Origin of the sequence: Ilumatobacter sp. (genome assembly GCF_046290335.1) — a bacterium.
Classification (GTDB): domain Bacteria; phylum Actinomycetota; class Acidimicrobiia; order Acidimicrobiales; family Ilumatobacteraceae; genus Ilumatobacter_A.
Map to the genome: position 1 here is coordinate 127,455 of NZ_JBKAGH010000006.1, position 25,406 is coordinate 152,860.

Consider the following 25,406-nt stretch of genomic DNA (forward strand, 5'->3'; position numbering starts at 1 on the left):
TCACTCCGTTCGGTCCGACAGGCGAACCCGAGGATCGAGAATCGGGTACAGGAGGTCGATGATCAGGTTGATCAGCACGAAGCCGATGGCCAGTAAGACGACGCCACCCTGCACGACCGGGTAGTTGCGGGTCTCGACGCCGGTCATGATCATGCGCCCGAGACCGGGCAGGGCGAAGACGGTCTCGATCACGACGGTTCCGCCGATCAGGAAGCCGAACTGCAGCCCAGCCACGGTGACCAACGGGATCAGCGCGTTCGGGAGGACGTGCTTGCGGACGACGCGCCGCTCGGAGGCGCCCTTCGATCGGGCCGTCCGCACATAGTCGGTGCTTCTGAGGATGTCTTCGGCCGCGCCGCGGAAGTACCGGATGAAGACCGACCCGGTGACGAGTGCGATCGACAGCGCCGGAAAGAACAGACCCTGCAGGTTCTTCAGCGGGCTCTCGGTGAAGGGCGTGTACGTCAGCACGCCGTAGCTCGGGAAGTAGACGGAGATCATGTAGATGGCGACCGTGCCGAAGAAGAAGCTGGGCACGGACATCCCGCCGGTCGACAGGAACATGATTCCCCGATCGACCCACGACTCACGCCAGCGCACAGCGATCGCCCCCATGAGGAGCCCGATCGCGATCGCCATCGTGATCGCATACACGGCGAGTTGGAACGACACCGGCATCCGCTCGGCGAGCATCTCGCTGACGGGCTGTCCGGTGTTGACCGATTCGCCCAGGTCGCCGGTGACCGCATCGCCCAGCCACCGGAAGTACTGGGCGAAGAACGGGTCGTCGAGACCGGCTTCTGCTCGCAGCATGTCCCGCTGCTCTTCGGTCGAGTCGGGGCTGAGCGCCAACATGACGTCGACGGCGTCGCCGGGGGCCAGGTGGATGAACGAGAACGTCGCGAACGACACCACGAGCAAGGTGAGTGGAAGCATCGCCAGCCGGCCGAGGATGTATCGGGTCATGCGTCGGCCTCGTCGTAGATCCGCTGCTGTGACGCCCTCATCAACTCGACGCTCACCGGAGCAAGGTGACAGGCCACCTGGTGGCCGTCGTCGAGTTCACGGAGCGGTGGCGTCTCCTCGAAGCAGCGCGGTTCGGCGACCGGACACCGCGTACTGAAGCTGCACCCGGACGGAGGATTCATCGGGCTCGGCGGATCACCGAGCAGCCGAATCGACGGTCGCTGCTGGACGCCCTGCTGCATGCGAGGCACGGCACCCATCAGCGCGTGCGTGTACGGGTGGGCCGGCGCTGCGACGAGCGCCGCGACATCGGCGATCTCCATCACGGCGCCGAGATAGAGCACGAGGACCTGATCGCTCATGTAGGTCACGGTCGTGAGGTCGTGCGAGATGTACATGAACGACAACCCGTGCGCCGCCTGGAGCCTCCGGAGAAGGTTGAGCAACTGGGCACGGATCGAGACGTCGAGCGCCGTCACCGGTTCGTCGCAGACCACGAGCGGTGGCAGAGTCGTGAGCGCCCGTCCGATCGAGGAGCGCTGCTTCTGCCCACCCGACAACGCGATGGGGTACCGCCGATCGAAATCCTGCGACATGCCGACCTCACGGAGGTAGCCGCGGGCGGTCTCGTTGCGCTCCGACGTCGCCGTGCGCTCGTGGTGGGCATCGAGTGGTTCACGGACGCTGTCGAGCAGGGTCATGTGCGGATTGAGCGAGCTTGCCGGGTCCTGGAAGACCATCTGGCTCGCGCGCTCCCGCCGCGACTCGTTGAGCGACATCCCGTTGACCGAGACCTCACCACTCGTCGGGTGTTCGAGCCCGACGGCGATCCGAGCGAGGGTCGACTTGCCGCTGCCGGACTCACCGACGACGCCGAGCGTGGTGCCTGGAGCGATCGAGAACGAGACATCGCGGAGCGCCCACAGGGCGTTCTTTTTCTTGCCGAACCGCTTGCTGACGTTCCGGAACTCTGCCGCAGTGCTCACGGCTCCTCTCCTCGTCGTATGCAGCGGGCGTGGACGCGCGGTCTGATTTCCCGGATCGCCGGCAAGCCCTCTCGACAATCGTTGATCACCTCGTAGCAACGCTCCGCGAACGGACACCCGGCGAATCGAGTGGTTGCCGATGGTGGCTCGCCTTTGATTGAGGTCAGCGCAACGGCGCGCTCGGCGTCGAGCGTCGGCATCGCCGACAACAGCGCCTTGGTATAAGGGTGGCGATCGCCGCCGGTCAGCATCGACATCGGAACGTCCTCGACGACGTAGCCGCCATACATAACGACCGCTCGGTCGCACACCTCGGCGGCCAGCGCGACGTCGTGGGTGATCATGATCAGCGACATCTCGGTCTCGGCCTGGATGCGCTGGATCAGGTCGATCACCTGCGCCTGGATGGTCGTGTCGAGCGCTGTCGTCGGCTCGTCGGCGATCAGCACCTTCGGCTCGGCCAGCAGTGCGATCGCGATCATCACGCGCTGGCGCATCCCGCCGGACAACTCGTGCGGGTAGTTCCGCATCCGGCGTTCCTGCTCGGACACACCGACGAACTTGAGCATCTCGAGGCACCGCTCCCACGCCCGCCTGCCGCTCACCCCTCGCACTTCGAGCACCTCTTCGAGCTGTTCACCGATCCGTTGCGTCGGGTTCAGGCTCGATTGCGAGTCCTGGAACACGATGCTCATGTCACTCAGCAGGTGCCGACGCACCGCAGTTCGATTGGAGATGTCGACCTCGACACCGTCCAGGTTCACGCGACCAGAGACGACGGCGTTCGGAGGCTGCAGACCGATCAGCGAGGTGACGGTCATCGACTTGCCGCTCCCGCTCTCTCCCAAGATCGCCACCTTCTCACCCTGCGCGACGGTGAACGAGGCGTCACGGACCGCGTATACCTCGCCGCGTCGGGTCGGGATGGTGACGCGCAGATCGTCGACGGACAGCATCGGACGACGGTTCGCATCGGCCGCTCCGCGGTTCACCGGCGCCGACTCAGAGTGCGCAATATTGCTCACGACCGGAAGCTCCCGCGTGCCGGCAGCTCGATTCGGTCGGACGGGTGACCGACCATGAACGCGTAGTCGCCCGGCGTCACCATGATCGGCGTACAACGGCTCATCAGCAGGATGCCGTCGCGGTCGAGCTCGAAGCGCTCAAGCACAGAGCCGTCGACTGCGCTGCGCACCTCACCCAGCACGCCGGCATCGATGTCGTCACCGGTCGACGCCGGATCGACCGATGACACCAGGATCCCGTGCGTCGACACGAGCTCCAGGGTCACCTCGTCGATCACGGGCAGCGAACGCGGTCCGGCGAGTTCACCTCCGAGCTGACCCGTCCAGCGCAGCACGTTGCAGACGCCCTCGACACCGTCCGTGAGGGACGTCGACGGGCCACCGCCGAACTCGGGCAGGCAAGCCGGGACGTCGGCGGCGGCAGCCGCACTGCAGAGCTGACCCGGATAGGTGTGCCCGACGACGATCGGCAGACGACCGAACGCCGCCGACAACTCGAGGCAGCCGAAGTCGTAGGTGTAGTGGAGCGACATGTCCGGGGTGCCCGAATGGAGGTCGACCACGACGTCGGCTGGCCCGACCACTTCTTCCATGAGGAGGTGGGCGATCTGATCGTTCAGGAAGCCGCGCTCTCGACCCGGGAACCGGCGATTCAGCTGGATCCCGTCGGGGCTGTAGCGCCGTCCGACGCTCAACGCTGGCAGATTCACCGCCGGGGCGAACACCACCGAACCGGACAGGTCGTCGGCCGATCGCACGATCTCGATGAGTTCGTGCACCGACAGACAGCCCATCGGCTTGTCGCCCCACATGCCGCCGACGACTGCGGTAGTGGGACCGGGCCGCCCTCCGGTGACCTTTGCCAGCCGGATCCGGAACGGCGTCCCGTCGACACGGGCGCCGAACTCGAGATCTCGCCACACGACCTCGTTCACGCCGCAGCACCTCCCCAAGGGTGCTTCACCACGTCGCGACCGCCGGGATGATCTCGCGGCCGACGAGCTCCATGGCGTGGAGTGCCTCCTGCAGGGACGGCCCGTAGTAATAGCGCAGGCGAAGCAGGATCTCGTCGGGCTGAATCGTCGTGCGCCAGGAGTTGATGGATTCGAGCCATGTGTCCGGTGAACCGCACAGGAACCGGTCCGGGAGGACCATGTCGAGCGTGATGTCGTCGGCCGACTCGACGTCGGCGACCCATGGGTCCCAACGCTCCTCGTAGGTGCCGCCACGTTCGTAGTAGATCCGCGCGTAATCGAGCAGATGCTGGCCCCAGACCTGCCGGGCTTGCTCGTCGGTGGGAGCGATGGCCGCTTCGCGCATCAACACGATCCGCGATGGTTTACCCAGTCGCTCACACTCGGCGCGGTAGAGCCTGGCGAGTTCGGCTTCCGCCTCCACCGTGCGGATCGGGCCGGTGAACCATCCGTCGGTGTAGCGGGCTGCCCGCAATACGCCGGGCTCGCTCCACGCTCCGGCCAGGACGTCGGGAATGTGGCCGCCCATCGCCGGGTCGAGTTCGGGGACTTCCCCATAGAACGGACCGTCCATCGTCATCGTCCTACCGTCGAGGAATGCACGGATCGCTTGCAGGCCCTGCTCCATTCGCTTCCCACGTTCCTTGCGGGAGACACCGAAGGCCCGAAAGTCGTCCTCGGTGTAGCCCGCCCCCACGCCGAGGCGAAAGCGGCCGGGGAACAAGCTGTTGACCACGCATGCATCCTGGACGACTCGGACCGGATGATGGATGGGTAGCAGCGTCACGTGGGAGTTGAAGACCAGAGATTCGGTGCGCGCCAGCCCGAGCGAGCACAGCAGGTCGGGGCTGTAGGCGACGCCGGTCTTTCCCGAGGCGGGCCCGCGACCACGGCGCTCGCCTGTGTACGCGCCGTAGAACCCAAGGCGGTCGCCAGCCTGGATCTCGGCGACGAAGTCGTCGACGTTCCACCGGCGCTCACCACGAGCGTCGAGACCGACGAGGGTCGTTGCGAAACTGATCTTCATACCTTGTCTCCCCCGATTTTGACGTCTCCGGGTTGTCAGCGACGTCGCAAAGGATTCCTATATTCGAAATACCCTCTCACATTATGGATCATGGAGGGCGAGGTGTGCAAGCGGCACGCCGGTGATTCACACCTTCGAAACGGGCGCGACTGTGCGTCTCGGGACGCGTCCGAGTCCGGTTCATCGCTTCGACCCCGCACCGCCGACCAACTCGGCCACCCGTTCGATGATCACGGCGGATGACGTCTCCGGGCCGAAGACCGCCGCCACGCCGCACTGATGCAACCGGTCACGATCCTCGTCGGGAATAACCCCGCCGACCACGACCACCGCATCGGAGCCCGCTGCCCGAAGCGCTTCGACGAAGTCCGGGATGAGCGTGGAGTGGGCCCCCGACAACAGCGAGATACCCACCAGCTCGACGTCCTCGTCGACCGCCACTGCGACGACGTCCTCGATCACCTGGTGTCGCCCGAGCAAGATGACTTCGAAACCGGCGTCACGCAGCATCATGGCGACGATCCGGGCCCCCCGATCGTGCCCGTCGAGCCCCAATTTGGAGACCAGGACGCGATGGCCGGCACCGATCGCCGATGTTGCGGACCAGTGGTCGTTCATGAGCACGCTCCTTCATCCACGCGAACAACGATGGCCTCGGCTTCGGCCACGCCGCCGCAGATGGCCGCCAGCCCGATGCCGCCACCCCGCTCGCGCAACCCGGACACGAGCGTCATCAGAAGCCGCGCCCCTGACGCTCCGGTCGGGTGACCGATCGCCACTGCGCCTCCGTTCACGTTGGTCTTGGAACGCAAGCGCTCAGCATCGGTGCGGTCGCCGGAGGCCAACTGGTCGGTGGCGACGAGGGGCACCGCGGCGAACGCCTCGTTGATCTCGATCCTGTCGATCTCACCGAGGTCGATACCGGCCGCGCGAAGGGCCCGGGCCGCCGCCACCGCCGGAGTCGCGCCGATCGCCTCGGGTTCACCCGCCGCCCAGCCGGTTCCGAGGATCTCGGCCTGTACGGGTAGCGCGAGTTCGGTCACCGACCTCTGGGCGGCCAGCACCACCGCCGATGCACCGGTGCTCAGCCCTGGCGCATTGCCTGCAGTGACCGTCGAGCTACCGTTGACCGTCGGCAGCTCGGCGAGCCGGTCGGGCATGACACCGCGGCGCGGCGACTCGTCAGCGCCGAGTGGCTGCGCACCAGGGACGGTGTCGTCCACGGGAACGACCTCGTCGAAGAAGCCCCGATCGAACGCTTCCCAGTACAGCTCATGACTGCGAGCAGCCCACTCGTCCTGCTCCCGGCGATCGATGCCGAACGAGGCCGCCTCGTCGGAGGCCTGGACCGCACGCGCTACTCCCGAATGCGGGCAGGTGACCACAAGTTGATCCTGCAGTTCGACGGGTCCGAGCCGGTGGCCCCACCTCAGATCCTCGAGAAAGAACGGCACGCGGCTCAGGTTCTCGGTCCCCCCTACGACCGCCAGCCCGAGGTCACCGTTTCGGAGCTGAGCAAGGGCCAGGCGCGCTGCGGTCAGCGAGGAGCAGCACGCCCGGTCGACGGTCACGGCATCCATCGTCGGTGGGAGACCGGCCCTGAGCGCAACCTGTCGCGCAATCGAGCGGTTCGAGCCCGGGAAGTTGACACCGATAACCACCTGATCTGGTACCGGCGCACCGACCCGATCGAGCGCAGCTCGCACCGCGAAGGCGCCGAGGTCTCGTTGATCGACGTCGCGAAGCGCCCCACCGAACCGCCCGAACGGCGTCCGTGCAAACCCGGCGACCAGCGGCGGAGCATCTGCCCGCTCAGACATCCCCCGACCTGCCATTCCGATCGTGGAGGCGCCGAACCTCGTCGCGTTGGACCTTGTTGGTCGACCCAAGTGGAAGCGAGTCGAACACGCGGACCTCCTGCGGGCGCTTGTAGCCGGCAAGTCGTTCACGACAGTACGAGAGCACTTCTTCGTTGACGAGCTGACGACCGGCGACCGGCACCAGGGCGGCACACACCATCTCTCCCCAATGGTCGTCCGCTACTCCATAGACGCACGACTGCGCCACGTCAGGATGCTCGGTGAGGACCCGCTCGACTTCTGCCGGGTAGACGTTGTAGCCACCCGAGATGATGACCTCCTTGGCGCGGCCGACGATCTCGACGACCCCGTCGGCGACCACCCGGCCGATGTCTCCGGTCCGGAAGTATCCGTGGTGAAACGACGCCTCGGTCTCGGTAGGGGCTCCCAGATACCCGGCGAAGAGGTGCGGACCGGCAACCATCAACTCGCCCTCGGCACCTTCGACCGGCAGTGCCAGCTCCTCACCGAATCGTACTGCGACGCCGATCACGGGCCGACCCGACGAGTTCAGCACGGTCGGATTACCCGTCGCGTGGTCGTTGCGATCGAGATACAGCACCGGATGCGGGGCCTCACATGAGCCGTAAACCTGCACGAAACGATCGCCGAACTCGTCGATCGCCCGCTGGATCAGCGCGACCGGCATCTTTGCGCCGCCGTATGCAGTATGGATCAGGGTTGAGAGCGCCTCCCGGTCGCCTGGTCCCGCGGCATCGAGCAACATCTGGATCATCGTCGGAACGACGAATGTCGCCGTGACCCGGTTCTCCCGCACGAATTCGATGAATTCCTGGGGTTCGAACCGCTCGAGCAGCAGGCTGCAGCCACCTCGCAGATAGACGGGAAGGATCTTCGAGCCGCTCCCGTGGGACACAGATCCAACATGGGCCATCGTGCGGGCAGCGTTGGCGTCGAGCTCGTTGAGGAGCATGTTGCGCACGGCAGCGGCGCGGCTCGAGAAGGTCCAGACAGCGCCTTTCGGACGCCCCGTGGTGCCAGACGTGTACATCACCAGGCTGGCATCGTCGGCTCCGCGGGCGTACCGCGCCGCAGTGGGTGACGCTGACGCCATGACCGACTCGTAGCCGCCGGGCGACGAATCGTCGAGCGCCAAGACCGTGACGCTGGGATCGAGCCGACCGTCGATCGCCTCGCGATACGCGGGATCGACCACCAGCACTCGAGCCCCGGAGTCGGCGATCACGTACTCGACCTCGTCGGCCGCCAACCTCGGATTGATGCTGACCCGTCCGAGCCCTCCTTTGACCAGCCCGACATCCGTCTCGACCGCCTCGGTCCGATTCCCGATCAGGAGCGCAACGTTCGCGGGACCCGTTCCGACAAGCGCCCGCATGGCGTGCGCGAAGCGATTCGAGCGGTCGGCGACGTCGGCGACGTCGAGGCGACGGCGCGAATCCGCCGCAGCAGGTCGGCGCGCGTAGACGACCTCGGCCGCCTCGATCAGGCTTACGAGATCTTCCATGCAGCGCTCCTCGGCTTGCCCCAGACCGACTGGAGCGACGAACAGATGTCACCGACCGACGCGTACACCCGGACGGCATCGATCACGAAAGGCACGGTGTTCCGGCCTTCGACTGCGGCCTCACGAAGACGCTTGCACGCCTCGTCGACCGCCGCTTGATCCCGCTCGGCGCGGACCCGATGGAGTCGCGCGATCTGTTCGGCCTCTGCTTCGGCGCGTATCTGCGCCGGCCGGATCGTCACGTCGGCGTCGACGTCCTCCGCGTGCAGGTTGACCCCGACCACCGGACGGGCCCCGGAGTCGACCGCCCGAGCGATCTCGTAGGCCGACTTCCCGATGTCGGCCGACAGCCAGCCTGATTCGAGCACGGCGAGAGCGCCGCCCTCGGAGCGGATGCGCTCGACGTACTCGTCGGTCCGGCGGGCGAGCTCATCCGTCAGTTGTTCGACGTAGTAGGAACCACCCAGCGGATCGGTGGCCCGACGGACCCCCGTCTCGTGGGCGAGGATCTGCTGGGTTCGCAAGGAGAGGTGCACGGCCTCGTCCGACGGGAGCCCAAGTGCCTCGTCGTATGAGGACGTTGCGAGTGTCTGGACGCCGCCGAGCGCTGCGGCGAGCGCCTCGTAGGCGACCCGGACGCTGTTGTTCAGCGGCTCTGCGGCCGTGAGCAAGCTGCCCAGGGTGTAACAAAAGATGCGCAGTCCACAGCGCTCCTCGCTGACGCCGTACCGTTCTGTCAGCAGCTTGGACCAGAGCAACCGGGCGGCGCGGAACTTGGCGACCTCCTCGAACAGGTCGAGCCCGGACGACAGGAACATGAACACGTGCGGGGCGATCGCGTCGATCGACACGCCACGCGATTCCGCCTCGTCCAGGTACGCAATGGCGTTCGCGATCGCAACGCCGAGTTCCTGGACCGCCGTCGAGCCCGAGTCCCGGATGTGGTAGCCGCAGAACTCGATCGGTTCCCAGTTGGGCAACTCGTTGGCGCAGTACTCGATGACGTCGACCGAGAATTTCAAGCCGGGTTCGGGCGGGAAGATGTACGTCCCGCGGGCCACGTACTCCTTGAGCACGTCGTTCTGCAACAGCAGCCGGAATGATGTGGGGTCGATCCGAGCCTTCTCGGCAGCAACTGCGAAGAACGCAACTGCCAGCGGGCCGATCGCGTTCGCCGTCGTGCGTATCTGATCGACCTGTTCGAAGGGGATCCCATCGAGCAGGTCCTCCACATCGGCCAGTGTGTCGATGGGCACACCGACCCGGCCAACCTCGCCCCGTGCGAGCGCGTGATCGGAGTCGACGCCGTTCTGTGTCGGTAGGTCGAGCGCCACCGAGAATCCACGCTGACCTTTCTCGATCAGGCGGCGGATACGTCGGTTGGTCTCCTTCGCGGACGAGAAGCCCGAGTACATGCCCATGACCCAGGTCTTGTCGCGGTAGAGCGCCAGCTCGATGCCGCGCACGAAGGGATACGTCCCGGGATCGGACCGAGGCGAGCGATCGTCCGGAGCAGCGAAGTCGGGAACCTCGATGCCCGACACGGTCTCGGCCGAACTGACGTCGCGGTCGTCACGCCTAGCGCCCGCCATCGCCACCACCCCACACCGGCACGCCGACTTTGATCCCCATGGCCCTCCCTTTCGGTCGACTGATGGCAGACATCGTAGAGCACTTTGCCAAATAGAGCCAAGTACGTCCACATAAAGCAAGCGGTGGTCGGCGTGCGTGCGCGCAGGGATGGCCGGCGTGCATGCGCGCCGCGATGGTCGACAGCAAGCGGCCGACCTGAACGACATCTGCGACAGCGCGGCAATCCGCCGCACTGCTCGCCCCATGCCGTCATGTCGCCTGGGCACCGACAGGAGCCTCGGACCGCCGACGCGTTCACGAGGGGCGCGTCGTCCGACGCGACCCGGCAGCTCGGTGTGATGCCGCTCGCAGACAGCGGGCTACGGAAGCGAGCCGACGTATCCGAGCAGACCGGAGACTGTTCGAACGCTGTCACGCAGCTCGTCGAGGTGCTCGGCCATCGTCTCAACATTCCAGCGTTCGATCGGGCCGGTGATGTTGATCGCCGCGACGACGCGGCCACGACTGTCGAAGATCGGAGCGGCGACCGCGGCCGCTCCGACAACCGTCTCGCCACCGCTGGTCGCGTATCCCTGCTTCCGAACCAGCTCCAGTTGCGACTCCAGTTCGGCGCGGGACGACGGCGATGCAGCTGTGCGGTGTTCGAAGCTGTCGTCGGGCAACAGCCGGTCACGCTCCTCGGAAGCGAGCCAGGCGATCAGCGCCTTGCTCGCTGCGCCGACATGCAACGGCTGCACACCACCGACCGAGGTCTGCGTGCGCACCGTCTGAAACGACACCGCCTCGGCAACGCACGCCCGATACTGGCCGAGGATCCGATGAAGACCGACGGTCTCCCCGGTCGAGGCCCGGAGCTGATTCATGTAGCGGTCGGCCGCGTCGTACACCCGCTGGATGTCGTCGCGTTCGAGCAGCATCTTGGCCATGCGCATGACGCCGGGACCGAGGCTGTACCGCTTGCTCACGGGCTCCATGATCACCATCTCGTGCGCCAACAGCGATCGCAGCAGTCGATGAACCGTCGACGCGGTCAGTTGCATTTCGGACGACACCTCGGTCAGCGTCCACTGCGGTCGCTCAAGGGTGAAGAGCTCGAGGATCGACAGCGCCCGATCGACGGTCTGGGATCCGCTCCTGGCCGGCATCGACGCGTCGTCCCGCGATCGGCTCGCGGTCGGCCCAGATCCCACCAGATACTCCTTCACGATCAGTGCACGTCCCACATGTCAATTCTTCCCGCCGCAGTCCGGCAACCTTATCTTCACCACCGACGCTGACAACACGCAATGCCCGACGTCTGGCACCATCGGGATCGTGCAGTCGCTGATCGACGGTCGGCTGCGTCGGCGACTCGGTGCACCGCCGCCACAGAGCGGGAAAGGTGCACCCAATGAAGCTCGCGATGACGAACTCGCCAGGCCCGGCAACGCCTATCGACCCGATCGGTCGTCGACGCCATCGACACAGATCGACGACCCGGTGCTCGTGATCGGCGGAGGCGGCGTCCGTGGGATCACCTGGGCACTGGGCGTCCTGATCGGGCTCGGTGACGCCTCACCGAGCCCGCAACGATCGGCCCGAGTCGTCGGCACCTCCGCGAGTGCAACCGTGGGTGTCCAGCTGACCACTGGTCGACTGCAGCGGGCGTTCGACGACCAGTTTCGAACGACGAGTGAGCTCAGCGCCGACATCGACTTCGGCAGCTACCTGGCGCACCTCGATTCGCTGGTGGCCGGCAGCACCAGCGGCACCGAGGCACGCAGGCACGGAGGTCAAATCGGGCGGTACGCCATCGAGAGCGCAACGGTGTCGGACGCTGCCCGACCTGCTGCCGTCGCAGCGAGGCGCGCCGGCACGGATTGGCCGGTGGGTGGTCAGCTCCTGATCCCCGCCGTGCGCGCCGACGCCGGCGAACTGGTCGTGCTCAACCGTGGATGGGGCTGCGACCTGGTCGACGCCATAGCGGCGAGTTACGCCGTGCCAGGCATTTGGCCGGTGGTGACGATCGCGGGCCGCCGCCTGATGGACGGCGGTGAGCGCTCGGCCTGCAAAGCGGCCGGCGGCCCAGCGTCCGGACCGCTGCTCGTGATCGTCTCGTCCCGGCTGGATGAGCGGGCACAACGGAGACTCGAACGGGAGAACCCCGACCTCCCGTTGGTGACGATCGCCGTCGACGACGCGGCGATCGCGGCCATCGGGCTCAACCCCTTCGATCCGAAGATGAGATCACCAGCGGCCGGCCGCCTACAGGGCAACGCCGCACGCGCCGCGCTGGAGACCGTGCATGCGGCCTGACCGGCCGAGCGTCGTTTCCGTCGGCTCGACAGAGGGACGGGTTCCGGCCTGCGGATATCACCGTCGGTCGGACGCCGGCACGGTTCGTAGGTCTCGCTTGCGAACCTTGCCCTGGCTGTCGCGGGGCAGCTCAGCAACCAGTCGAATCGTCTTCGGGACCTTGTACGACGACAGCAGGTGGCGACAGTGCTCACGCAGCTCCTCTGCGCCCGACCTCCCGGCGGCGGCGAGCACGACGAACGCTGTGACCGCCTCCGACCACTCGGCGTCGGGTAGGCCTACCACGGCGACTTCGGCGACCTCGGGGTGACGCATCAGAGCCTGTTCGACCTCGAGCGTTGAGACGTTCATGCCGCCGGTCTTGACCATGTCCTTCCGACGATCATGGAAAAACAGGTTGCTGTGTTCGTCGATCTCGACGATATCGGCAGTCCGCAGCCAGCCACCGCTGGTCACGGCGTCGGTGCCGGCGGGGTCGTCGAGATAGCCGGCCATCACCGCGGGCGACCGCACGAGTAGCTCGCCGACTGCTGCGTCACGATCGTCCGCATCGACGACGCGTATCTCGAGGTGGGGCACCGCTCGCCCGATCCACCGGGCATCACGGTTGGGCACGTCGGCGAGGGTGCGGAAGAACCCGATCGATCCAAGCTGGCTGAGTTCGGTCTGCCCCCAGTACGTCGCCCACGACATGTCGGGCAAAGCGTCGCTGAAGTGTTCGAAGACAGACGCCTGGGCTAGACCGCCGTATGTGTGGCACTGCTGGAGCGACGAGAGTCGGGCAGGATCGAACTCAGGCGCTTCCGCGAGCCGGCGGTAGAAGGTCGGTGTCTGGGACATGTTGGTGACTGCCTCCTCACGAATCGTCGTCAGCACGTCGTCGACGGCGGTGGAACCGGAAAAGACGATCGTCGCACCCGTGGTGACGATGTTGGTCACCGTCCCGAGACCAGCCATGGTGTGCAGCGGTGCGAGCACCAGGAAGCGATCCCACGGGCGCAGGTACCCCTCAAGAACCCACGAGAAGGTCGTTGCGACGGTGAACGCCCGGTGCGTCACCATCACTCCCTTTGGCTGACTCTCGGTCCCGCTCGTGTAGACCAGCATTGCGATGTCGTCCTCGCCCACGTCGACGAGCGGCTCGGGCGTATGCCAAGCCGCAGGCGAGGCCATCTCAGACATCAGTTCGACGAGCAGGTCGTATCCTGCGTCGCTCACGGCAGCGTGGACGGACGAAGGCACCGGCTCACCCAACACGATCAGTGTGGGTCGTGCGTGGCCGACGAAGTACGCCAACTCCGACGTTGTCGCTGCCGGATCGAAACCCGTGAACGTCGCCCCACACCGGAGCGCGGCAAAGTAGGCGACCAGGTATTCGACACCACGGGCGCTGACCGCCGCAACCACCGACCCGGTGCCGACGCCGCGCCCGATCCAACGGGTGGCGACCAGGTTGACCATCTGGTCGAACTCCGAGTAGGACACCTCCGTTCGGCGACCGTCCGACGATCGCTCCACGACCAGGGCGCGCCTCGGGTGCCGGGCCGACTGACGACGCAACATGTCGTGGATGACCGATCGCCTCAGTCGCGAATCGGTCAGCGTCGGCGAGAACGGTTCGACTCGTCGCGGGATCATCTCAGCTGCGCTCCGTCGGCCGATTCGACCAGTCGACGGCGAGACGAGCGGCGACTCATGCGGGCGATGACTGATGAGTGGACGAAGGAGATCCCAGCTCCAGAACGCCGCACCGCCTGGCCTGCTGCGATCACTGAACACCTCCACGTCCGTCGCCTTGCAGCTGCGACTCCTCTGCGGAAACCGCAGGTTATCACATTCCAGATATCCGACAATCTTTGTACTATATGGAAGAGTAGTGAGGCCTGCGCCAAACTGCGCCAAACTGCGCCGCTCTCAACCTCGATCCACCGATCGGTTCAGGAGGTAGCGGTTCGCTTACCCACGTGAGAGGTCTCCTGAGCTGGGACGATGAACGTCTCTTGCCTCGCCCAGGTCCACAACCCCGGAGACACCTTCAGTGAACCGAGTCTCGCAGACCCTGGATCGGATTCACGCGACCTTCGACGACGACAATCTCGTCGCGAATGCCGGGGTGTGGTTGCCCGCCACATTGATCGAACGCCTCGGTGTCGAAGCGGTGAGCAACTCGACGGTGCGTCTCGATGGTGGCGTCGGTAGAGCAGCATCGGGTCGCAAGGTGTTGACGTTGTTGAACCCGGTGCTCGCCAGCGGTTCCCACATCGATCGCCCCGCCATGTTGCGCGCTCTTGCGTCGGAAATGGTGGTGTCGCATCGGGTGATGGCCCCTCGACGCTCGGCATGCTCTTGTGGTCCTTCACGTTCGATCATGTCCGCCAAGTCGAAGCCGTCAACGACATCGTGCGCCAGCGGGCATTGTCGGACGAAACTGCGCCGGGCGCTCCCGTGATCGATGTCGACTCCACGATCTGCGAGGTGGTCGGCATAGCAAAACAGGGCGCCGGCGGGTTCGGCAACACCCACGTGCTCGGCTATCGCCCGTTGCTCGCCGGGACCGGCGAGATCCTGCACAGTCGTTCGCGGAAGGGCTCGGCGAACACTCAGCGCGTGACGAAGCGCTTCGTCAACGAACTTGCCACCCGAGCACGGCGCGACGACCCGACACGTGAACTGACAGTCCCGTTCGACTCGGGCTTCTGGAACGGCGACCCAAAGCAGACTTGGGGCGTCTCGGCGGTCGCGACACCGACTGCCTCATCGTGGTTCGCACCATCCGCACCCGACTCCTCGCCGTGCCCGGCCGCCTCGTCAACCGCGCTGGCCAACCAAACCTGCGGCTGCCATCGCGCTGGCCCTGGGTCGACACGTTCACCAAGATCCTCGACGCGATCCGCGCGCTCGAACCCGTCCCGACCTGACCCGGGCCTTGCGGTCAGGCGCACGGCAGAACCGACGAAGCGCCACTAACCCGACCCTGTCCAGACCAGCTTCACCATGCGCCGTCCACGAAAGGATCGACTTCACGCAGCAACCGCGACGCCACCACCTGCAGACGACCGCTCACCAAAGCCGAGTCGGTGGATCGAGGCTTGCTGCTCGTCACGTCGAGCAGTTCACCCTGGGCGAGATCGGCTTCTGCCTCAGCGAGCAACCGAGTGGCGACCGCCTTCGCGTCGACAAGGTGGTCGGGGCGCTGACCAGGACCCCCGCCTCGGGGTGCGTGTAACGGGCCTGGTATCGGCCCGACGGGAGCTTGCGGCCCGAGCCGAATCGTCTCCGCTGTGCCATCTGGGATGCCTCTCTCGCCCACTGCTACTGGCACGCCGGGCCGAACCCGTCGACGAGAAAGCCCCCAGCAGCGTCGCTACCAGGGGCTGCAACACGTCCGGCGATGGTGGAGACGATGGGAATCGAACCCACGACCTTCTGCTTGCAAAGCAGATGCTCTACCAATTGAGCTACGTCCCCGTGAAACACGGCGTCCCGGCTACGGAACGCTGACACGTTATCGGCGCCGCTCCCCGACGATCACCCCCGTAACGGTTTGTGTCAGACACAAACCGTTACGCCGATCAGGCAGCGTGGCGGAAAGCCGCGCGATAGGCGCTCGGTGTCGAGCCGACGACTCTCGTGAAGTGCTGGCGCAGTGCTGCGGCGGAGCCGAATCCGATCTGAGCGGCGATCGCGTCGACCGAGGCCGTCGACGTCTCGAGCATCCGCTGCGCAGCAGCCACCCGCTGGTTGAGGATCCACTGCAGCGGCGTGGTGCCCGTTGCGGCCTTGAATCGACGAGCGAAGGTTCGCGGGGTCATCGCCGCACGGCGGGCGAGTTCGTCCACCGTCAACTGCCGATCGAGGTGCCCCTCCACCCACTGCAGCACCGCACGAAGGTCCCCTTCGACATCGGCCGACGCCGCCACCGGTTGTTCCACGAACTGCGCCTGGCCACCGTCACGGTGGGGCGGTACGACCATCCGACGAGCGATCGTGTTCGCCACCTCCGCACCCCAGTCCTCTCGCACGAGATGCAAGCAGAGGTCGATCGCGGCTGCCGTCCCCGCCGACGTGTACATCCCGTCACCACAGGTGTAGAGAACTCCCTCGCGGAGGTCGATCCCTGGGTACCGCGCCCGGAACTGCTTGGCATACGCCCAGTGCGTGGTGGCGGTGCAACCATCGAGCAAGCCGGTCGCGGCGAGGACGAAGGCACCGGAACAGAACGACACGATCCGAGCGCCGCGCTGGTGTGCGCAACGAAGCGCGTCGACCATCTCGGGGTCGTAGTCGACGGCGGGCGTCGTCAGGTCACCGTTGGGGATGACGATCGTGTCGGCCCAGTCCAGCGCTTCGAGCCCGTGGCGGACGGTGATCTCGCAGCCGACCGCCACCTGCAGTACCGGGCCGACGTTGCTGCAGAGACGGACCTCCGAGTACGGGACGCCGAGTGCCGTGCGGTCGTTGCCCCAGACTTCGATGGCGACCGACAACTCGAACATGGCCGGCCGGTCGAGAAGGAGAACTGCCACGCGGTGCTCGCGTTCCTGCCTCCACGGAATGTCGCTTTTTCTACTCATCGAGTCGATTCTGCCATTGGCGGAATGACAACGACCAGCGCATTCTTGCCACATGATGTTTTCCGTGTTCTGCCCGACCCACGACTCACGGGTACTGATGACCCGCCGCAACGCGATCAGCTTCTGGAACGGACCCGACGGCGCCGTGATCCGCTGGCGCTGCAACTGCGGCCACGAGGGCTTCCTCGACCACCGAGGCTCCCATGCCGACGAAGCCACACCGGCGACCGCCCCCGTCACCTGACTCCCGAACAGCGACAGACAGAGTGGGTCAGACCCACTCTGTCGTCGCTCAGAGTTCGGCGGCCGGGTCGCGGTGCGACAGAGTGGGTCTGACCCACTCTGTCGCATGGGTTCGTCCCAGCGGGCTTCGTCGCGTGAGACTGCGTCGATGAGCGACGTCGTCGAAGAAATCGGTGACTGGCTGACCGACAACTGGGATCCCGATCTCAGCGTCGCCGAATGGTGGGAACGACTCGGACTCGCAGGATGGGCCGCGCCCACGTATCCCGTCGAGGCCTACGGCAAAGGGCTGTCACGGGGCGACGCCGTCCTCGTCGGGAACGCGATCGCCCAGCACGGGGCGCTCAGCGCGCCGGGCGGCCTCGGCCTGCTCCTCGCGGGTCCGACGATCGCCACCCACGGGACGGCCGAACAGATCGAGCGCTACGTCCGTGACATCGTGACGGGCCAGCGTGCCTGGTGCCAACTCTTCTCCGAACCGGGTGCCGGCTCCGACCTCGCCGGGCTCCAAGCGAAAGCCGAGCGCGACGGCGAGGAGTGGATCGTCAACGGTCAGAAGGTGTGGACCTCCGGTGGTCACGTCGCCGACTTCGGCATGCTCATCGCCCGCACCGACTCCGATCTCCCCAAACACCAGGGCATCACCTACTTCGGCATCGACATGCACCAGCCGGGCATCGACATCCGCCCACTTCGAGAGATGACCGGTCGAGCGCTGTTCAACGAGGTCTTCCTCACCGATGCCGTCGTCAACGACGATGCGATGATCGGCGGCAAGAACAACGGCTGGGCGGTCGCCAACACGACGCTCATGTTCGAACGCGCCGGGCTCGGAGCCGGTGGTGGGAGTCAGTCGACGAGCGTCGCCACCCCGGGCACGGTCGCCGGCGACCTCGACAAGCGCGCCGGTGACTTCGTCACGGCCCCCGCGAAGACGCAGACCGCCACCAAGACCGCGACCAAGACCACCACCAAGACCACCACCAAGCCGGCCGAGAAAAAGCCGGCTGCGGGCAGCGCAGCGCTGTCGGGACTCGCAGGTCGGCTGCGCCAACTCGCGGCGGCGAACGGCACGATCGACGACGCCACGATCCGCGACGATCTGATGCGACTTCACTCGATGACCGAGATCGGCCGGATCAACAACCTCCGGGTGAAGGGGGCTCGGGCGATGGGCCGCGACATCCCAGGGATGCCCAACATCTCGAAGCTGTCGATGAGCACCCTGGTGCGCCTCCAACGCGACCTCAGCCTTCGCATCGTCGGCGCGAACGGCATGCTCCACGCCTACGAACCCGGCCAGCGCGCCGCGATCACCGAGGCGACCGGCAACCCGTTCCTCGGCATGATCACCGAGCTCGCGCTGTTCGCCCAGGCACCACCGATCTACGGCGGCACCGATCAGGTCCAACGCAACATCATCGGCGAACGCGTCCTCGGCCTCCCGAAAGAACCCAACAACGACCGAGTCACACCCTTCGCCGAGCTGCCCAAGAACGCCTGACCCGCACCCGTTCAACACCTGGGGTCAGACCCCAGGTGTTGAACGGCTGGGGTCTGACCCCAGGTGTTGGGTGTCAGTCGTCTTTGAGGGCGACGGCGTTGGGAGTGACGTTCATCTTGGGCTCGTACTCGGCGAGTTCGACCACGCGGCCTTCGGTGGCGAACTTGGCGACGAGAGCAGACCGGCACGCGGCACAGGGCCCATAGAACTCGTCGGCCGTCGAGGATTGGCATCGGGGGCACACGAACTCCACCGACCGGACCTTACAGCGCCTACGATCGCTGTCGATGTCCGATCGCCGCCCCGAGCGCCCCGTCACCGGCGACGGGATGCTGCCGCCCGTGGGTGCGCGCACGCCTGGCCTCGAAGATCTCACCAGCCCCGACGGCGAGCCGCGTCCCGGTCACTCGGCCCGACCTGACCGGGACGACGACTGGGAAGGCGAGTGGGAAGGCGAATGGGACGAGCCCAACTACCTCGTCCGTCGAGCGATCGTGATCGGCGTCGGCATCGTCGTCGTGGCGGTGCTCGCCTGGGTCGTCGTCGGGTTGCTCGGCGGCGATGACGGATCGTCGACGAGCGAACTCTCCAGCGCCGACTGGAACACTGCGGTCGTGCTGACGGCCGACGAGATCCGCACGGTCGATCCGGGCTCGGGTGAGATCATCGACACCTTCCCAGCTTCGGACGATCTCCTCGACGCGCAATCCCTGGTCGTCGGCAAGGTCCTCGTCACCATGAACGACGCGGGCCGAATCGTACAGACCGACCTCACCGATGGCTCGACCACCCGCGGTCGTGCTGGGCTCGACCAGTCGCTCCGGACGACGCGCGACAACCCCACCATCGCGGTCGCTGGGCCCGACGTCGGCGGGGATGTCACGGTCATCGACACCGCGACGCGCCGCACGATCAGCATCGGCGACGTCGCCAACCTCGACGATCCGTTGATGTTCGCGAACGACGTCCGGGTCAACCCGAGCGGCTCACACGCTGCGGTCGCCGATGCTCGCAGCTTCCAGTCGTTCGTCGTCGACATCACGACCGAAGCGTCGATCCCGCTCGCCGGACAGGTCGTCGACATCGGTGACGATCGTGTCGTCACCGCGCAGCGCGCCGGTGACCGCACCGAACTCGAGTTCTACGACCTCATCGGCGATCGACTCGGCTCGGTCGATGTTCCCACGCCCGCAGCCGCGCTGCTGACGAGCGAGGGTCGCATGCTGCTCGTCGGCGCCGACGGCATGATCCGGGTCGTCGACGCCGATGGGGGAATCGACGAGGTCGGCGTCATCGCCGATCCCACCAACCCGACGGCAACCATCGAGGTCGAGTCCGGTAGCCCCACGCTCGGCGGCGAGCGCCTCGTGCTGACGACCAACCGCCACGTCGTCGTGCTCGACGAGTCGGGTTCGCAGGTGGCGTTCCTCGCCGGTTCGATCCAGGGCCTGCTCACGTCGGCCACCCGGTGTCTTGCGGTCGGCACCACGAGCACGGCCTCGCCGAAGACACTGATCGACCTCGACGACGGTTCCGTCGTCACCGAGTTCACCGGCACCGTGTCAACGGCCTCGGTCGACGGATGCGCGGTCGCGCTGATCGGCGCGTCGCCACAGCAACTGGTGATCGACGGCGAGATCGTCGACGGCAGCGGCGCTTCGATCGTCAGTGTCGCTCCCGACGGATCCTCCTACGTGGTGCTCGACGGTCGCGACCTCGAACTCGTCGCAGGAGACAGCACGATCGAGCTCACCGACGACGCCGCGGTCATCCACTTCGCCGACATCGGATGATCGAGTGATCCGGTGACCCAACCTGTAGATCCCTCGACGAACGCATCCGTCGACCCGGCTGCCGATACGGCTGTGTACGTCGAGATCGACCGAGGTGACGTCCGCTGGCGATTCGAGCGCGAGTTTCTGACGTCGAACTGGACGTGCATCTTCGGGCATGGCTGTCAGGGGATCCTCGACGAGCCGGCCGAGGCGCTCAATCAGGGGTGCTGTTCTCTGGGCGCCCACTTCGGCGACGGGCCAGCGGGCCAGGCGGAGTCGATGCAGATCTCGGCGTTCGCTGCGCTGCTGACCCCCGAGCAGTGGCAGTACCACGACGTCGGAACCGCACCCGATCACCTTCCCGACGGCGCGGACCAACCCGTGGCCGGCTTCTACGGCGACGCGCAACGGACCCACACCCGAGTCGTCGACGGCGCGTGCGTGTTCCTGAATCGTCCAGGGTTCGTCGGCGGCGAAGGCTGCGCGCTCCACATCGGCGCGCTCGATGCTGGTGAGTCCCCGACCGAATGGAAGCCGTCGGTGTGCTGGCAGCTGCCGCTGCGCGTCGATTGGCATCTCGCCGACGAGTTCGACCCCGAGGGACCGGAAGTGGCCACGGTTCGGCGCTGGCGACGCAGCGACTGGGGGGAGCACGCCGACACGATGGCGTGGTGCTGCACGGAGCGGTCCGAGGGAGGCGAGGCGTACCGCGGCGACGCGTTGGTGATCGACTCTCTCGCGGACGAGCTGATCACACTCGCCGACGACGAGGTTTACGTCGAGCTGCGAGACCGCCTCCAACACCTGGGGTCTGACCCCAGCGGTTCAACACCTGGGGTCTGACCCCAGCGGTTCAACACCTGGGGTCTGACCCTGGATGTTGGGTCAGGTAGAGCGAAGGGTCCGACCTGCGAAGGCGCCAGTGTGCTCCCCGTGTTCCATGAACGCCACACCATTCACCAGCGTGTGCTCGTAGCCACGCGCCTTTTGCACCCAGCGACCGGCGCCGTCGGGCAGATCGTTCGCCCACTGCGGCTTTTCGAGGAACAACTCGTCCAGATCGATCACGTTGACGTCGGCGAACGAACCTGGCGTGAGCCGCCCACGCTCGTGGATACCGAACAGATCGGCCGTGTCGGACGTCAACCGCCGCACCGCCTCCTCGATTCCCCAGCGCCCTCGCTCGCGAATCCAGTACGAGAGGTAGAACGTCGGCTGGCTCGAATCCATGATCTGCCCGACGTGCGCACCAGCGTCAGCCAGACCGAGTGACACGACCGGCTGGTCGAGCATCGCCTCCACCGCGTCGAGCCGCTGATTGAGGAACGGCATCGACGCCACCACCGTGCCGGCCGAATCGATGATCAACTCGATGAATGCCGCCGCCGGGCTCACACCCCGATCGCGTGCGATCGCGGCCAGCGACGTCTCGGGGTCGCAGTCGTAGCGCGCCTCACCAACGAGCGGCAGCACGAACAGGTTCTCGAGGTCGACGCGAGTGCCGTGCGTGTCGGCTTCCTCGATGAGACGCGTCCGGAACGCCGGATCCCGCACCATCTGCAACTTGTGGCCATTGGTCTGCTCACGCAGTTCCTGCCAGGCCGGCGCACGATCGAACGGCGTGCGACTGTCGAGCGAGAACAAGATGCCGATACCGCGAGCCGTGGTCTGCGGCCGCACGTTGGCTCCGTTCGCGTTCTCGTGTTCGACGAACTCGATCACTCGCCGATACAGATCAGGTCGCCGGTTGCTCTGCGTCAAGCCAAAACTGACGGGACGACCGCTGCGACGACTGATCTCGCCCATCAACTCGACCTCGGCCCGAGTGTTGGCATAGTCCTCGCCGTCACGCTCGCCGAGTCGCATCGCTCCTTCGAAGATGCCGCGCCCACGTCGGCCCAACACGTCGGCGAACGCCAAGAGCTCATCGGCGGAGGCGAACGTCCCCGGCACCGGTCGGCCGTCGGGGACGGTGTGGAGGAAGGTCCGGCTGGTCGACACGCCGAGTGCGCCAGCTTCGATCGCTTCGTCGACCAGGGCGGCCATCGCGGCGATGTCGTCGCCGGTCGCCGGTGCGTCGTCGAGCCCACGCTCACCCATGACGTAGGTGCGGAGCGCGCAGTGGCCGACCATCCCGCCGACATTGATCCCCTTCGGCAGCCGGTCGATCGCGGCGTAGTACTCGCCGTACGTCTCCCAGTCCCACGACAGTGCGCCGAGAATCGCGTCGCGTGGCACGTCCTCGACGCTCTCCATCATCTCGGCGAGCGTCTCGCGGTCGACGGGCCGCACCGGAGCGAACGTGACCCCGCAGTTGCCCATCACGGTGCTGGTGATGCCGTGCCAACAGCTCGACGTGCCGATCGGATCCCACGCGATCTGCGCGTCGAGGTGACTGTGGATGTCGACGAAGCCAGGGGTGACGAGCTTGCCCTCGGCGTCGATCTCTCGCCGTGCGGAGCCGTCGATGCCGCCGTCTGCGTGGTCGACGACCTCCGCGACCCGGTCGTCGACGATCGCGACATCGGCGCGACGTGACGCCGCACCGGTCCCGTCGACCACTGTGCCGTTCTTGATGATGATGTCGTAACTCACGTGCCTCCCAACGCGGCCGAGGTGGGACGACACTGGTCTAGCAAGACTGAAGGAAAACCCGGAGCGGTTCCAGTGTCAGTCCGGTTGCAGTTCCGTGTCGATCCGACGGGGTGTGTGGGGCACGCGCGCAGCGTCGATCCCGCGATACTGCTGGCCCGAGTGCGTCCAGCCCGGGCGCGGCCCCGTCCGGGAGCTCGACGGAGGGCTCGCGTCGGCACCTACGCTTCGCCCGATGTCGTGTCGGACCCTGGTCGTTGCGTTGCTCGCCGCGATCGCAATAGCGGGATGCTCCCCCGACGGACCCGATGCCCGCGCCGTCGCCACCACGACACCGCGCAGCCCGGAGGTCGCCGGGGACGTCGCCGGGGACGTCGCCGGGGAGGTCGCGAGCGACCTCGCGCTCGCCGTCGACGACACCACCCACAGCGCCGCAGCTGCGGCAGCTCTCGACCTGCGGGCCGAGCGATGTGGCCCGCGCGTCGGGTTCGGAACGGCGTCGATGATCGATGCCGACCTCGCGATCACCGCCGCGCACGTCATCGCCGGCGCCACGGAGATCGAGGTCACCGACATCGACGGCAACCGCACCACCGCGACGCCCGTGCTCTTCGATCCCGATCTCGATCTCGCGCTACTCCGCGTGGCCGATCCGATCGGCACCCCGATCCGCTTACGCGCCGAGGCTGCGATGGCCGGCGAGCGAGGCGTCGTCGCGCTCCCGCGGTGGATCGGTGGCGAACTCCAGCTCGAGGTCGAGGTGGTCACCGTGGTGCGCACGGTCAACATCTCCACCACCGACATCTACCGCGAGGGCGATGTCGACCGGGCGGGCTTCGAGATCGACGCGTCGATCGAGCCCGGCAACTCGGGTTCACTGGTCGTCGTCCCCGCATCGTCCGACACCGGCACATCGCCCGACACCGGCGACCCCGCGGCAGCCGCCGGTCCATTCGGCGTCGGCATCGTCTGGGCACGCAGCAACCGCAACGACGCAAGCGCCTGGGCGATCGACCTCCCGTCGGAGGTGCTCGACCCAGCGCACCGAGCGACCCTCACCGATCCGGTCCACCCAGGGCCATGCCTACCGTCGTGACGGCCGGCACGATCGCAGCACCCCACTCCCCACCCACCGCAAGATCGGTGCAGCAACGCGACCGTCGAGCCCGGCGCGCGCCTGTCAGGAGCGGACGGGGCCGAGGACGCGGTCGAGATACGCGTTCGCGAAGGTGCCGCTCGGATCGAGCTTGGCACGCCACGTCTGGAACGTGTCCCACTCCGGATAGCGATGCGCGAGCGTCGCCGCCGTCTGGAAGTGCAGCTTGCCCCAGTGCGGACGCCCGCCGTAATCGTTCATGATCGACTCGACGCCCTGGAAGTACGACTCGTACGGCACGCCGACGTACTGATGCACGGCGATCCACCCCGAGGCGCGGCCGAACCCGGTGGAGAGGGGGATGTCGTCGGGCGCCGACGCGCGCACCTCGATCGGAAACATCGGCTTGACAGGCAGCGTCGACACGAGCGACTGGATCCGACCGATCGCATCGGGCACCGCATCGAGCGGCACGCCGTACTCCATCTCCAGGAACCGGACCTTGCGCGGGCTGCAGAACACCTTGTCGCTCCGGTCGATCAGGTCTCGTTCCGACGCCGCGGACATCACGAGTTTGGCGACCTTCGGCGCAAGCGACGGGAAGCGTCGGCCGACGCGGCACACCGCGCCGAACGCCAGGTTCTCGCCGATCCATTTGTCCTTGATGTACGCCGCGCGGGATTGCGGCTCGGCCGGCAGATCGGTTCGCGTGTTGCGCTTGACCTGGCATCGCCGCGCGCCGGGCATCCAGTAGAACTCGACGTGATCGGTCTCGTGCATGAGGTTGCGGAAATCGCCGATGACGTCGACGAGCGGTTCGATCGTCTCGACCGCACGAAGGTTGAACGCTGGCACGCAGCGCAACGTGAGCTCGGTGATCACCCCAAGTGCACCGAGGCTCACGCGTGCGACGCGAAGCAGTTCGGGATCGTGCTCTTCGTCGGCGACATGGACCGTTCCGTCGGCCGCGACCAGTTGCAGCCCGACGATGCGCGTGGCGATGTTGCCGAGCGCCGCTCCCGTGCCGTGGGTGGCCGTCGACGTCGCCCCGGCGATCGACTGACGGTCGATGTCACCCAGATTCGGCAGCGCCAGGCCCCGTTGCGCGAGCTGCTCGTTGAGCACGTGCAGCCGGATGCCGGCCTGGACTCGGACGTCGAAGCCGTCGGGCCCGCCCACGCCGACCACGCGATCCATGCGGTCGAGTGACAGCAGATGCCCGTCGGTCATCGCGGTGTCGGTGAAGGAATGACCCGACGCGATCACCTTGACCCGTTCGCCCGCTGCGGCGGCCGTCTTGACGATCTGGACGACCTCATCGGTCGACGACGGCTGATGCACGGCCGTGGGGATGCAGCGTTGATTTCGAGCCCAGTTCCTCGTGGGTACCGACATCTCCCCACGGTACCCG

The 25,406-nt window shown here is 66.6% G+C and carries 23 protein-coding genes and 1 tRNA gene; 7 read left to right on the forward strand and 17 right to left on the reverse strand.

The genetic code is table 11. From position 1 onward, the window contains the following. The 10 genes from ACE37B_RS19955 to ACE37B_RS20000 form a co-directional block, all read right to left on the reverse strand. Positions 1-966, reverse strand: coding sequence for an ABC transporter permease (locus tag ACE37B_RS19955; RefSeq protein ID WP_409925093.1), 966 nt, complete (start codon positions 964-966; stop codon positions 1-3). After that, positions 963-1,952, reverse strand: coding sequence for an oligopeptide/dipeptide ABC transporter ATP-binding protein (locus ACE37B_RS19960; RefSeq protein ID WP_409925094.1), 990 nt, complete (start codon positions 1,950-1,952; stop codon positions 963-965). The genes ACE37B_RS19955 and ACE37B_RS19960 overlap by 4 nt, the downstream gene beginning before the upstream one ends. Next, positions 1,949-2,908 carry an ABC transporter ATP-binding protein gene (locus tag ACE37B_RS19965; RefSeq protein ID WP_409925095.1) on the reverse strand — a complete coding sequence of 320 codons (960 nt, stop codon included), beginning with the start codon at positions 2,906-2,908 and terminating at the stop codon, positions 1,949-1,951. The genes ACE37B_RS19960 and ACE37B_RS19965 overlap by 4 nt, the downstream gene beginning before the upstream one ends. A 65-nt stretch (positions 2,909-2,973) precedes the next feature. After that, positions 2,974-3,912, reverse strand: a complete 939-nt coding sequence (locus ACE37B_RS19970) for a succinylglutamate desuccinylase/aspartoacylase family protein (RefSeq protein ID WP_409925096.1) — start codon at positions 3,910-3,912, stop codon at positions 2,974-2,976. A 25-nt stretch (positions 3,913-3,937) separates the two neighbouring features. Further along, on the reverse strand, positions 3,938-4,978 hold the full coding sequence (locus ACE37B_RS19975) for an LLM class flavin-dependent oxidoreductase (RefSeq protein WP_409925097.1): 1,041 nt from the start codon (positions 4,976-4,978) through the stop codon (positions 3,938-3,940). A gap of 180 nt (positions 4,979-5,158) precedes the next feature. Further along, on the reverse strand, positions 5,159-5,596 hold the full coding sequence (locus ACE37B_RS19980) for a cobalamin B12-binding domain-containing protein (RefSeq protein ID WP_409925098.1): 438 nt from the start codon (positions 5,594-5,596) through the stop codon (positions 5,159-5,161). After that, positions 5,593-6,798: a thiolase family protein gene (locus tag ACE37B_RS19985; protein WP_409925099.1), complete on the reverse strand. Its 1,206-nt coding sequence runs from the start codon at positions 6,796-6,798 to the stop codon at positions 5,593-5,595. Before ACE37B_RS19985 ends, ACE37B_RS19980 begins: the two co-directional genes overlap by 4 nt. Then, the gene (locus ACE37B_RS19990) at positions 6,791-8,323 is read right to left on the reverse strand and encodes a class I adenylate-forming enzyme family protein (protein ID WP_409925100.1); all 1,533 of its coding nucleotides are present in this window, start codon (positions 8,321-8,323) and stop codon (positions 6,791-6,793) included. The genes ACE37B_RS19985 and ACE37B_RS19990 overlap by 8 nt, the downstream gene beginning before the upstream one ends. Next, the gene (locus ACE37B_RS19995) at positions 8,308-9,915 is read right to left on the reverse strand and encodes a methylmalonyl-CoA mutase (RefSeq protein WP_409925101.1); all 1,608 of its coding nucleotides are present in this window, start codon (positions 9,913-9,915) and stop codon (positions 8,308-8,310) included. Before ACE37B_RS19995 ends, ACE37B_RS19990 begins: the two co-directional genes overlap by 16 nt. 360 nt (positions 9,916-10,275) lie before the next feature. Next, the gene (locus tag ACE37B_RS20000) at positions 10,276-11,139 is read right to left on the reverse strand and encodes an IclR family transcriptional regulator (protein WP_409925102.1); all 864 of its coding nucleotides are present in this window, start codon (positions 11,137-11,139) and stop codon (positions 10,276-10,278) included. Positions 11,140-11,230: 91 nt separating this feature from the next. Between ACE37B_RS20000 and ACE37B_RS20005 the strand changes: the two genes are divergently transcribed. Further along, the gene (locus ACE37B_RS20005) at positions 11,231-12,211 is read left to right on the forward strand and encodes a patatin-like phospholipase family protein (RefSeq protein ID WP_409925103.1); all 981 of its coding nucleotides are present in this window, start codon (positions 11,231-11,233) and stop codon (positions 12,209-12,211) included. Positions 12,212-12,268: 57 nt separating this feature from the next. Here the strand turns inward: ACE37B_RS20005 and ACE37B_RS20010 are convergent, their stop codons facing one another. Further along, the gene (locus tag ACE37B_RS20010) at positions 12,269-13,849 is read right to left on the reverse strand and encodes a class I adenylate-forming enzyme family protein (protein ID WP_409925104.1); all 1,581 of its coding nucleotides are present in this window, start codon (positions 13,847-13,849) and stop codon (positions 12,269-12,271) included. A gap of 432 nt (positions 13,850-14,281) precedes the next feature. Beyond that, entirely contained in the window at positions 14,282-14,581 is a 300-nt protein-coding gene (locus ACE37B_RS20015; protein WP_409925105.1) for a hypothetical protein, read from the reverse strand. Positions 14,582-14,931: 350 nt separating this feature from the next. Between ACE37B_RS20015 and ACE37B_RS20020 the strand changes: the two genes are divergently transcribed. Next, the gene (locus tag ACE37B_RS20020; RefSeq protein WP_409925106.1) at positions 14,932-15,129 is read left to right on the forward strand and encodes a hypothetical protein; all 198 of its coding nucleotides are present in this window, start codon (positions 14,932-14,934) and stop codon (positions 15,127-15,129) included. 474 nt (positions 15,130-15,603) lie between these two features. Here ACE37B_RS20020 and ACE37B_RS20025 read toward each other — a convergent pair. Further along, positions 15,604-15,679 (reverse strand) — tRNA-Ala (locus ACE37B_RS20025). 104 nt (positions 15,680-15,783) lie between these two features. Next, positions 15,784-16,737, reverse strand: a complete 954-nt coding sequence (locus ACE37B_RS20030; protein ID WP_409925107.1) for a GlxA family transcriptional regulator — start codon at positions 16,735-16,737, stop codon at positions 15,784-15,786. 100 nt (positions 16,738-16,837) lie between these two features. Between ACE37B_RS20030 and ACE37B_RS20035 the strand changes: the two genes are divergently transcribed. Then, the gene (locus tag ACE37B_RS20035; protein WP_409925108.1) at positions 16,838-17,029 is read left to right on the forward strand and encodes a hypothetical protein; all 192 of its coding nucleotides are present in this window, start codon (positions 16,838-16,840) and stop codon (positions 17,027-17,029) included. A gap of 147 nt (positions 17,030-17,176) precedes the next feature. Then, complete coding sequence (locus ACE37B_RS20040) at positions 17,177-18,532, forward strand: acyl-CoA dehydrogenase family protein (RefSeq protein ID WP_409925109.1); 1,356 nt, start codon at positions 17,177-17,179, stop codon at positions 18,530-18,532. A 73-nt stretch (positions 18,533-18,605) separates the two neighbouring features. Here the strand turns inward: ACE37B_RS20040 and ACE37B_RS20045 are convergent, their stop codons facing one another. After that, a complete protein-coding gene (locus ACE37B_RS20045) occupies positions 18,606-18,785 on the reverse strand; it encodes a hypothetical protein (protein ID WP_409925110.1) in 180 nt (59 codons plus the stop codon). A gap of 34 nt (positions 18,786-18,819) precedes the next feature. Here ACE37B_RS20045 and ACE37B_RS20050 point away from each other — a divergent pair, with 34 nt between their 5' ends. Together ACE37B_RS20050 and ACE37B_RS20055 are read left to right on the forward strand one after the other, a co-directional pair. Continuing rightward, positions 18,820-20,325, forward strand: coding sequence for a hypothetical protein (locus tag ACE37B_RS20050; protein WP_409925111.1), 1,506 nt, complete (start codon positions 18,820-18,822; stop codon positions 20,323-20,325). A 12-nt stretch (positions 20,326-20,337) separates the two neighbouring features. Then, on the forward strand, positions 20,338-21,150 hold the full coding sequence (locus tag ACE37B_RS20055; RefSeq protein WP_409925112.1) for a hypothetical protein: 813 nt from the start codon (positions 20,338-20,340) through the stop codon (positions 21,148-21,150). A gap of 42 nt (positions 21,151-21,192) precedes the next feature. Here ACE37B_RS20055 and ACE37B_RS20060 read toward each other — a convergent pair whose 3' ends face one another. Then, a complete protein-coding gene (locus ACE37B_RS20060; protein WP_409925113.1) occupies positions 21,193-22,902 on the reverse strand; it encodes an N-acyl-D-amino-acid deacylase family protein in 1,710 nt (569 codons plus the stop codon). Positions 22,903-23,134: 232 nt separating this feature from the next. On the opposite strand from ACE37B_RS20060, the gene ACE37B_RS20065 reads away from it, so the two are divergent. Then, entirely contained in the window at positions 23,135-23,995 is an 861-nt protein-coding gene (locus ACE37B_RS20065) for a trypsin-like peptidase domain-containing protein (protein WP_409925114.1), read from the forward strand. Positions 23,996-24,079: 84 nt separating this feature from the next. On the opposite strand, the gene ACE37B_RS20070 is transcribed toward ACE37B_RS20065, so the two are convergent. After that, complete coding sequence (locus ACE37B_RS20070; protein WP_409925115.1) at positions 24,080-25,390, reverse strand: D-arabinono-1,4-lactone oxidase; 1,311 nt, start codon at positions 25,388-25,390, stop codon at positions 24,080-24,082. Positions 25,391-25,406: the final 16 nt, after the last annotated feature.

Bases quoted from the DNA above. Each gene is read 5' to 3' on its own strand.
- ACE37B_RS19955 (WP_409925093.1), bottom strand. From the start codon at position 966: ATGACCCGATACATCCTCGGCCGGCTGGCGATGCTTCCACTCACCTTG.
- ACE37B_RS19965 (WP_409925095.1), bottom strand. From the start codon at position 2,908: ATGCTGTCCGTCGACGATCTGCGCGTCACCATCCCGACCCGACGCGGC.
- ACE37B_RS19975 (WP_409925097.1), bottom strand. From the start codon at position 4,978: ATGAAGATCAGTTTCGCAACGACCCTCGTCGGTCTCGACGCTCGTGGT.
- ACE37B_RS19980 (WP_409925098.1), bottom strand. From the start codon at position 5,596: ATGAACGACCACTGGTCCGCAACATCGGCGATCGGTGCCGGCCATCGC.
- ACE37B_RS19985 (WP_409925099.1), bottom strand. From the start codon at position 6,798: ATGTCTGAGCGGGCAGATGCTCCGCCGCTGGTCGCCGGGTTTGCACGG.
- ACE37B_RS19990 (WP_409925100.1), bottom strand. From the start codon at position 8,323: ATGGAAGATCTCGTAAGCCTGATCGAGGCGGCCGAGGTCGTCTACGCG.
- ACE37B_RS19995 (WP_409925101.1), bottom strand. From the start codon at position 9,915: ATGGCGGGCGCTAGGCGTGACGACCGCGACGTCAGTTCGGCCGAGACC.
- ACE37B_RS20010 (WP_409925104.1), bottom strand. From the start codon at position 13,849: ATGATCCCGCGACGAGTCGAACCGTTCTCGCCGACGCTGACCGATTCG.
- ACE37B_RS20015 (WP_409925105.1), bottom strand. From the start codon at position 14,581: ATGATCGAACGTGAAGGACCACAAGAGCATGCCGAGCGTCGAGGGGCC.
- ACE37B_RS20035 (WP_409925108.1), top strand. From the start codon at position 16,838: ATGATGTTTTCCGTGTTCTGCCCGACCCACGACTCACGGGTACTGATG.
- ACE37B_RS20040 (WP_409925109.1), top strand. From the start codon at position 17,177: ATGAGCGACGTCGTCGAAGAAATCGGTGACTGGCTGACCGACAACTGG.
- ACE37B_RS20050 (WP_409925111.1), top strand. From the start codon at position 18,820: ATGTCCGATCGCCGCCCCGAGCGCCCCGTCACCGGCGACGGGATGCTG.
- ACE37B_RS20065 (WP_409925114.1), top strand. From the start codon at position 23,135: ATGTCGTGTCGGACCCTGGTCGTTGCGTTGCTCGCCGCGATCGCAATA.
- ACE37B_RS20070 (WP_409925115.1), bottom strand. From the start codon at position 25,390: ATGTCGGTACCCACGAGGAACTGGGCTCGAAATCAACGCTGCATCCCC.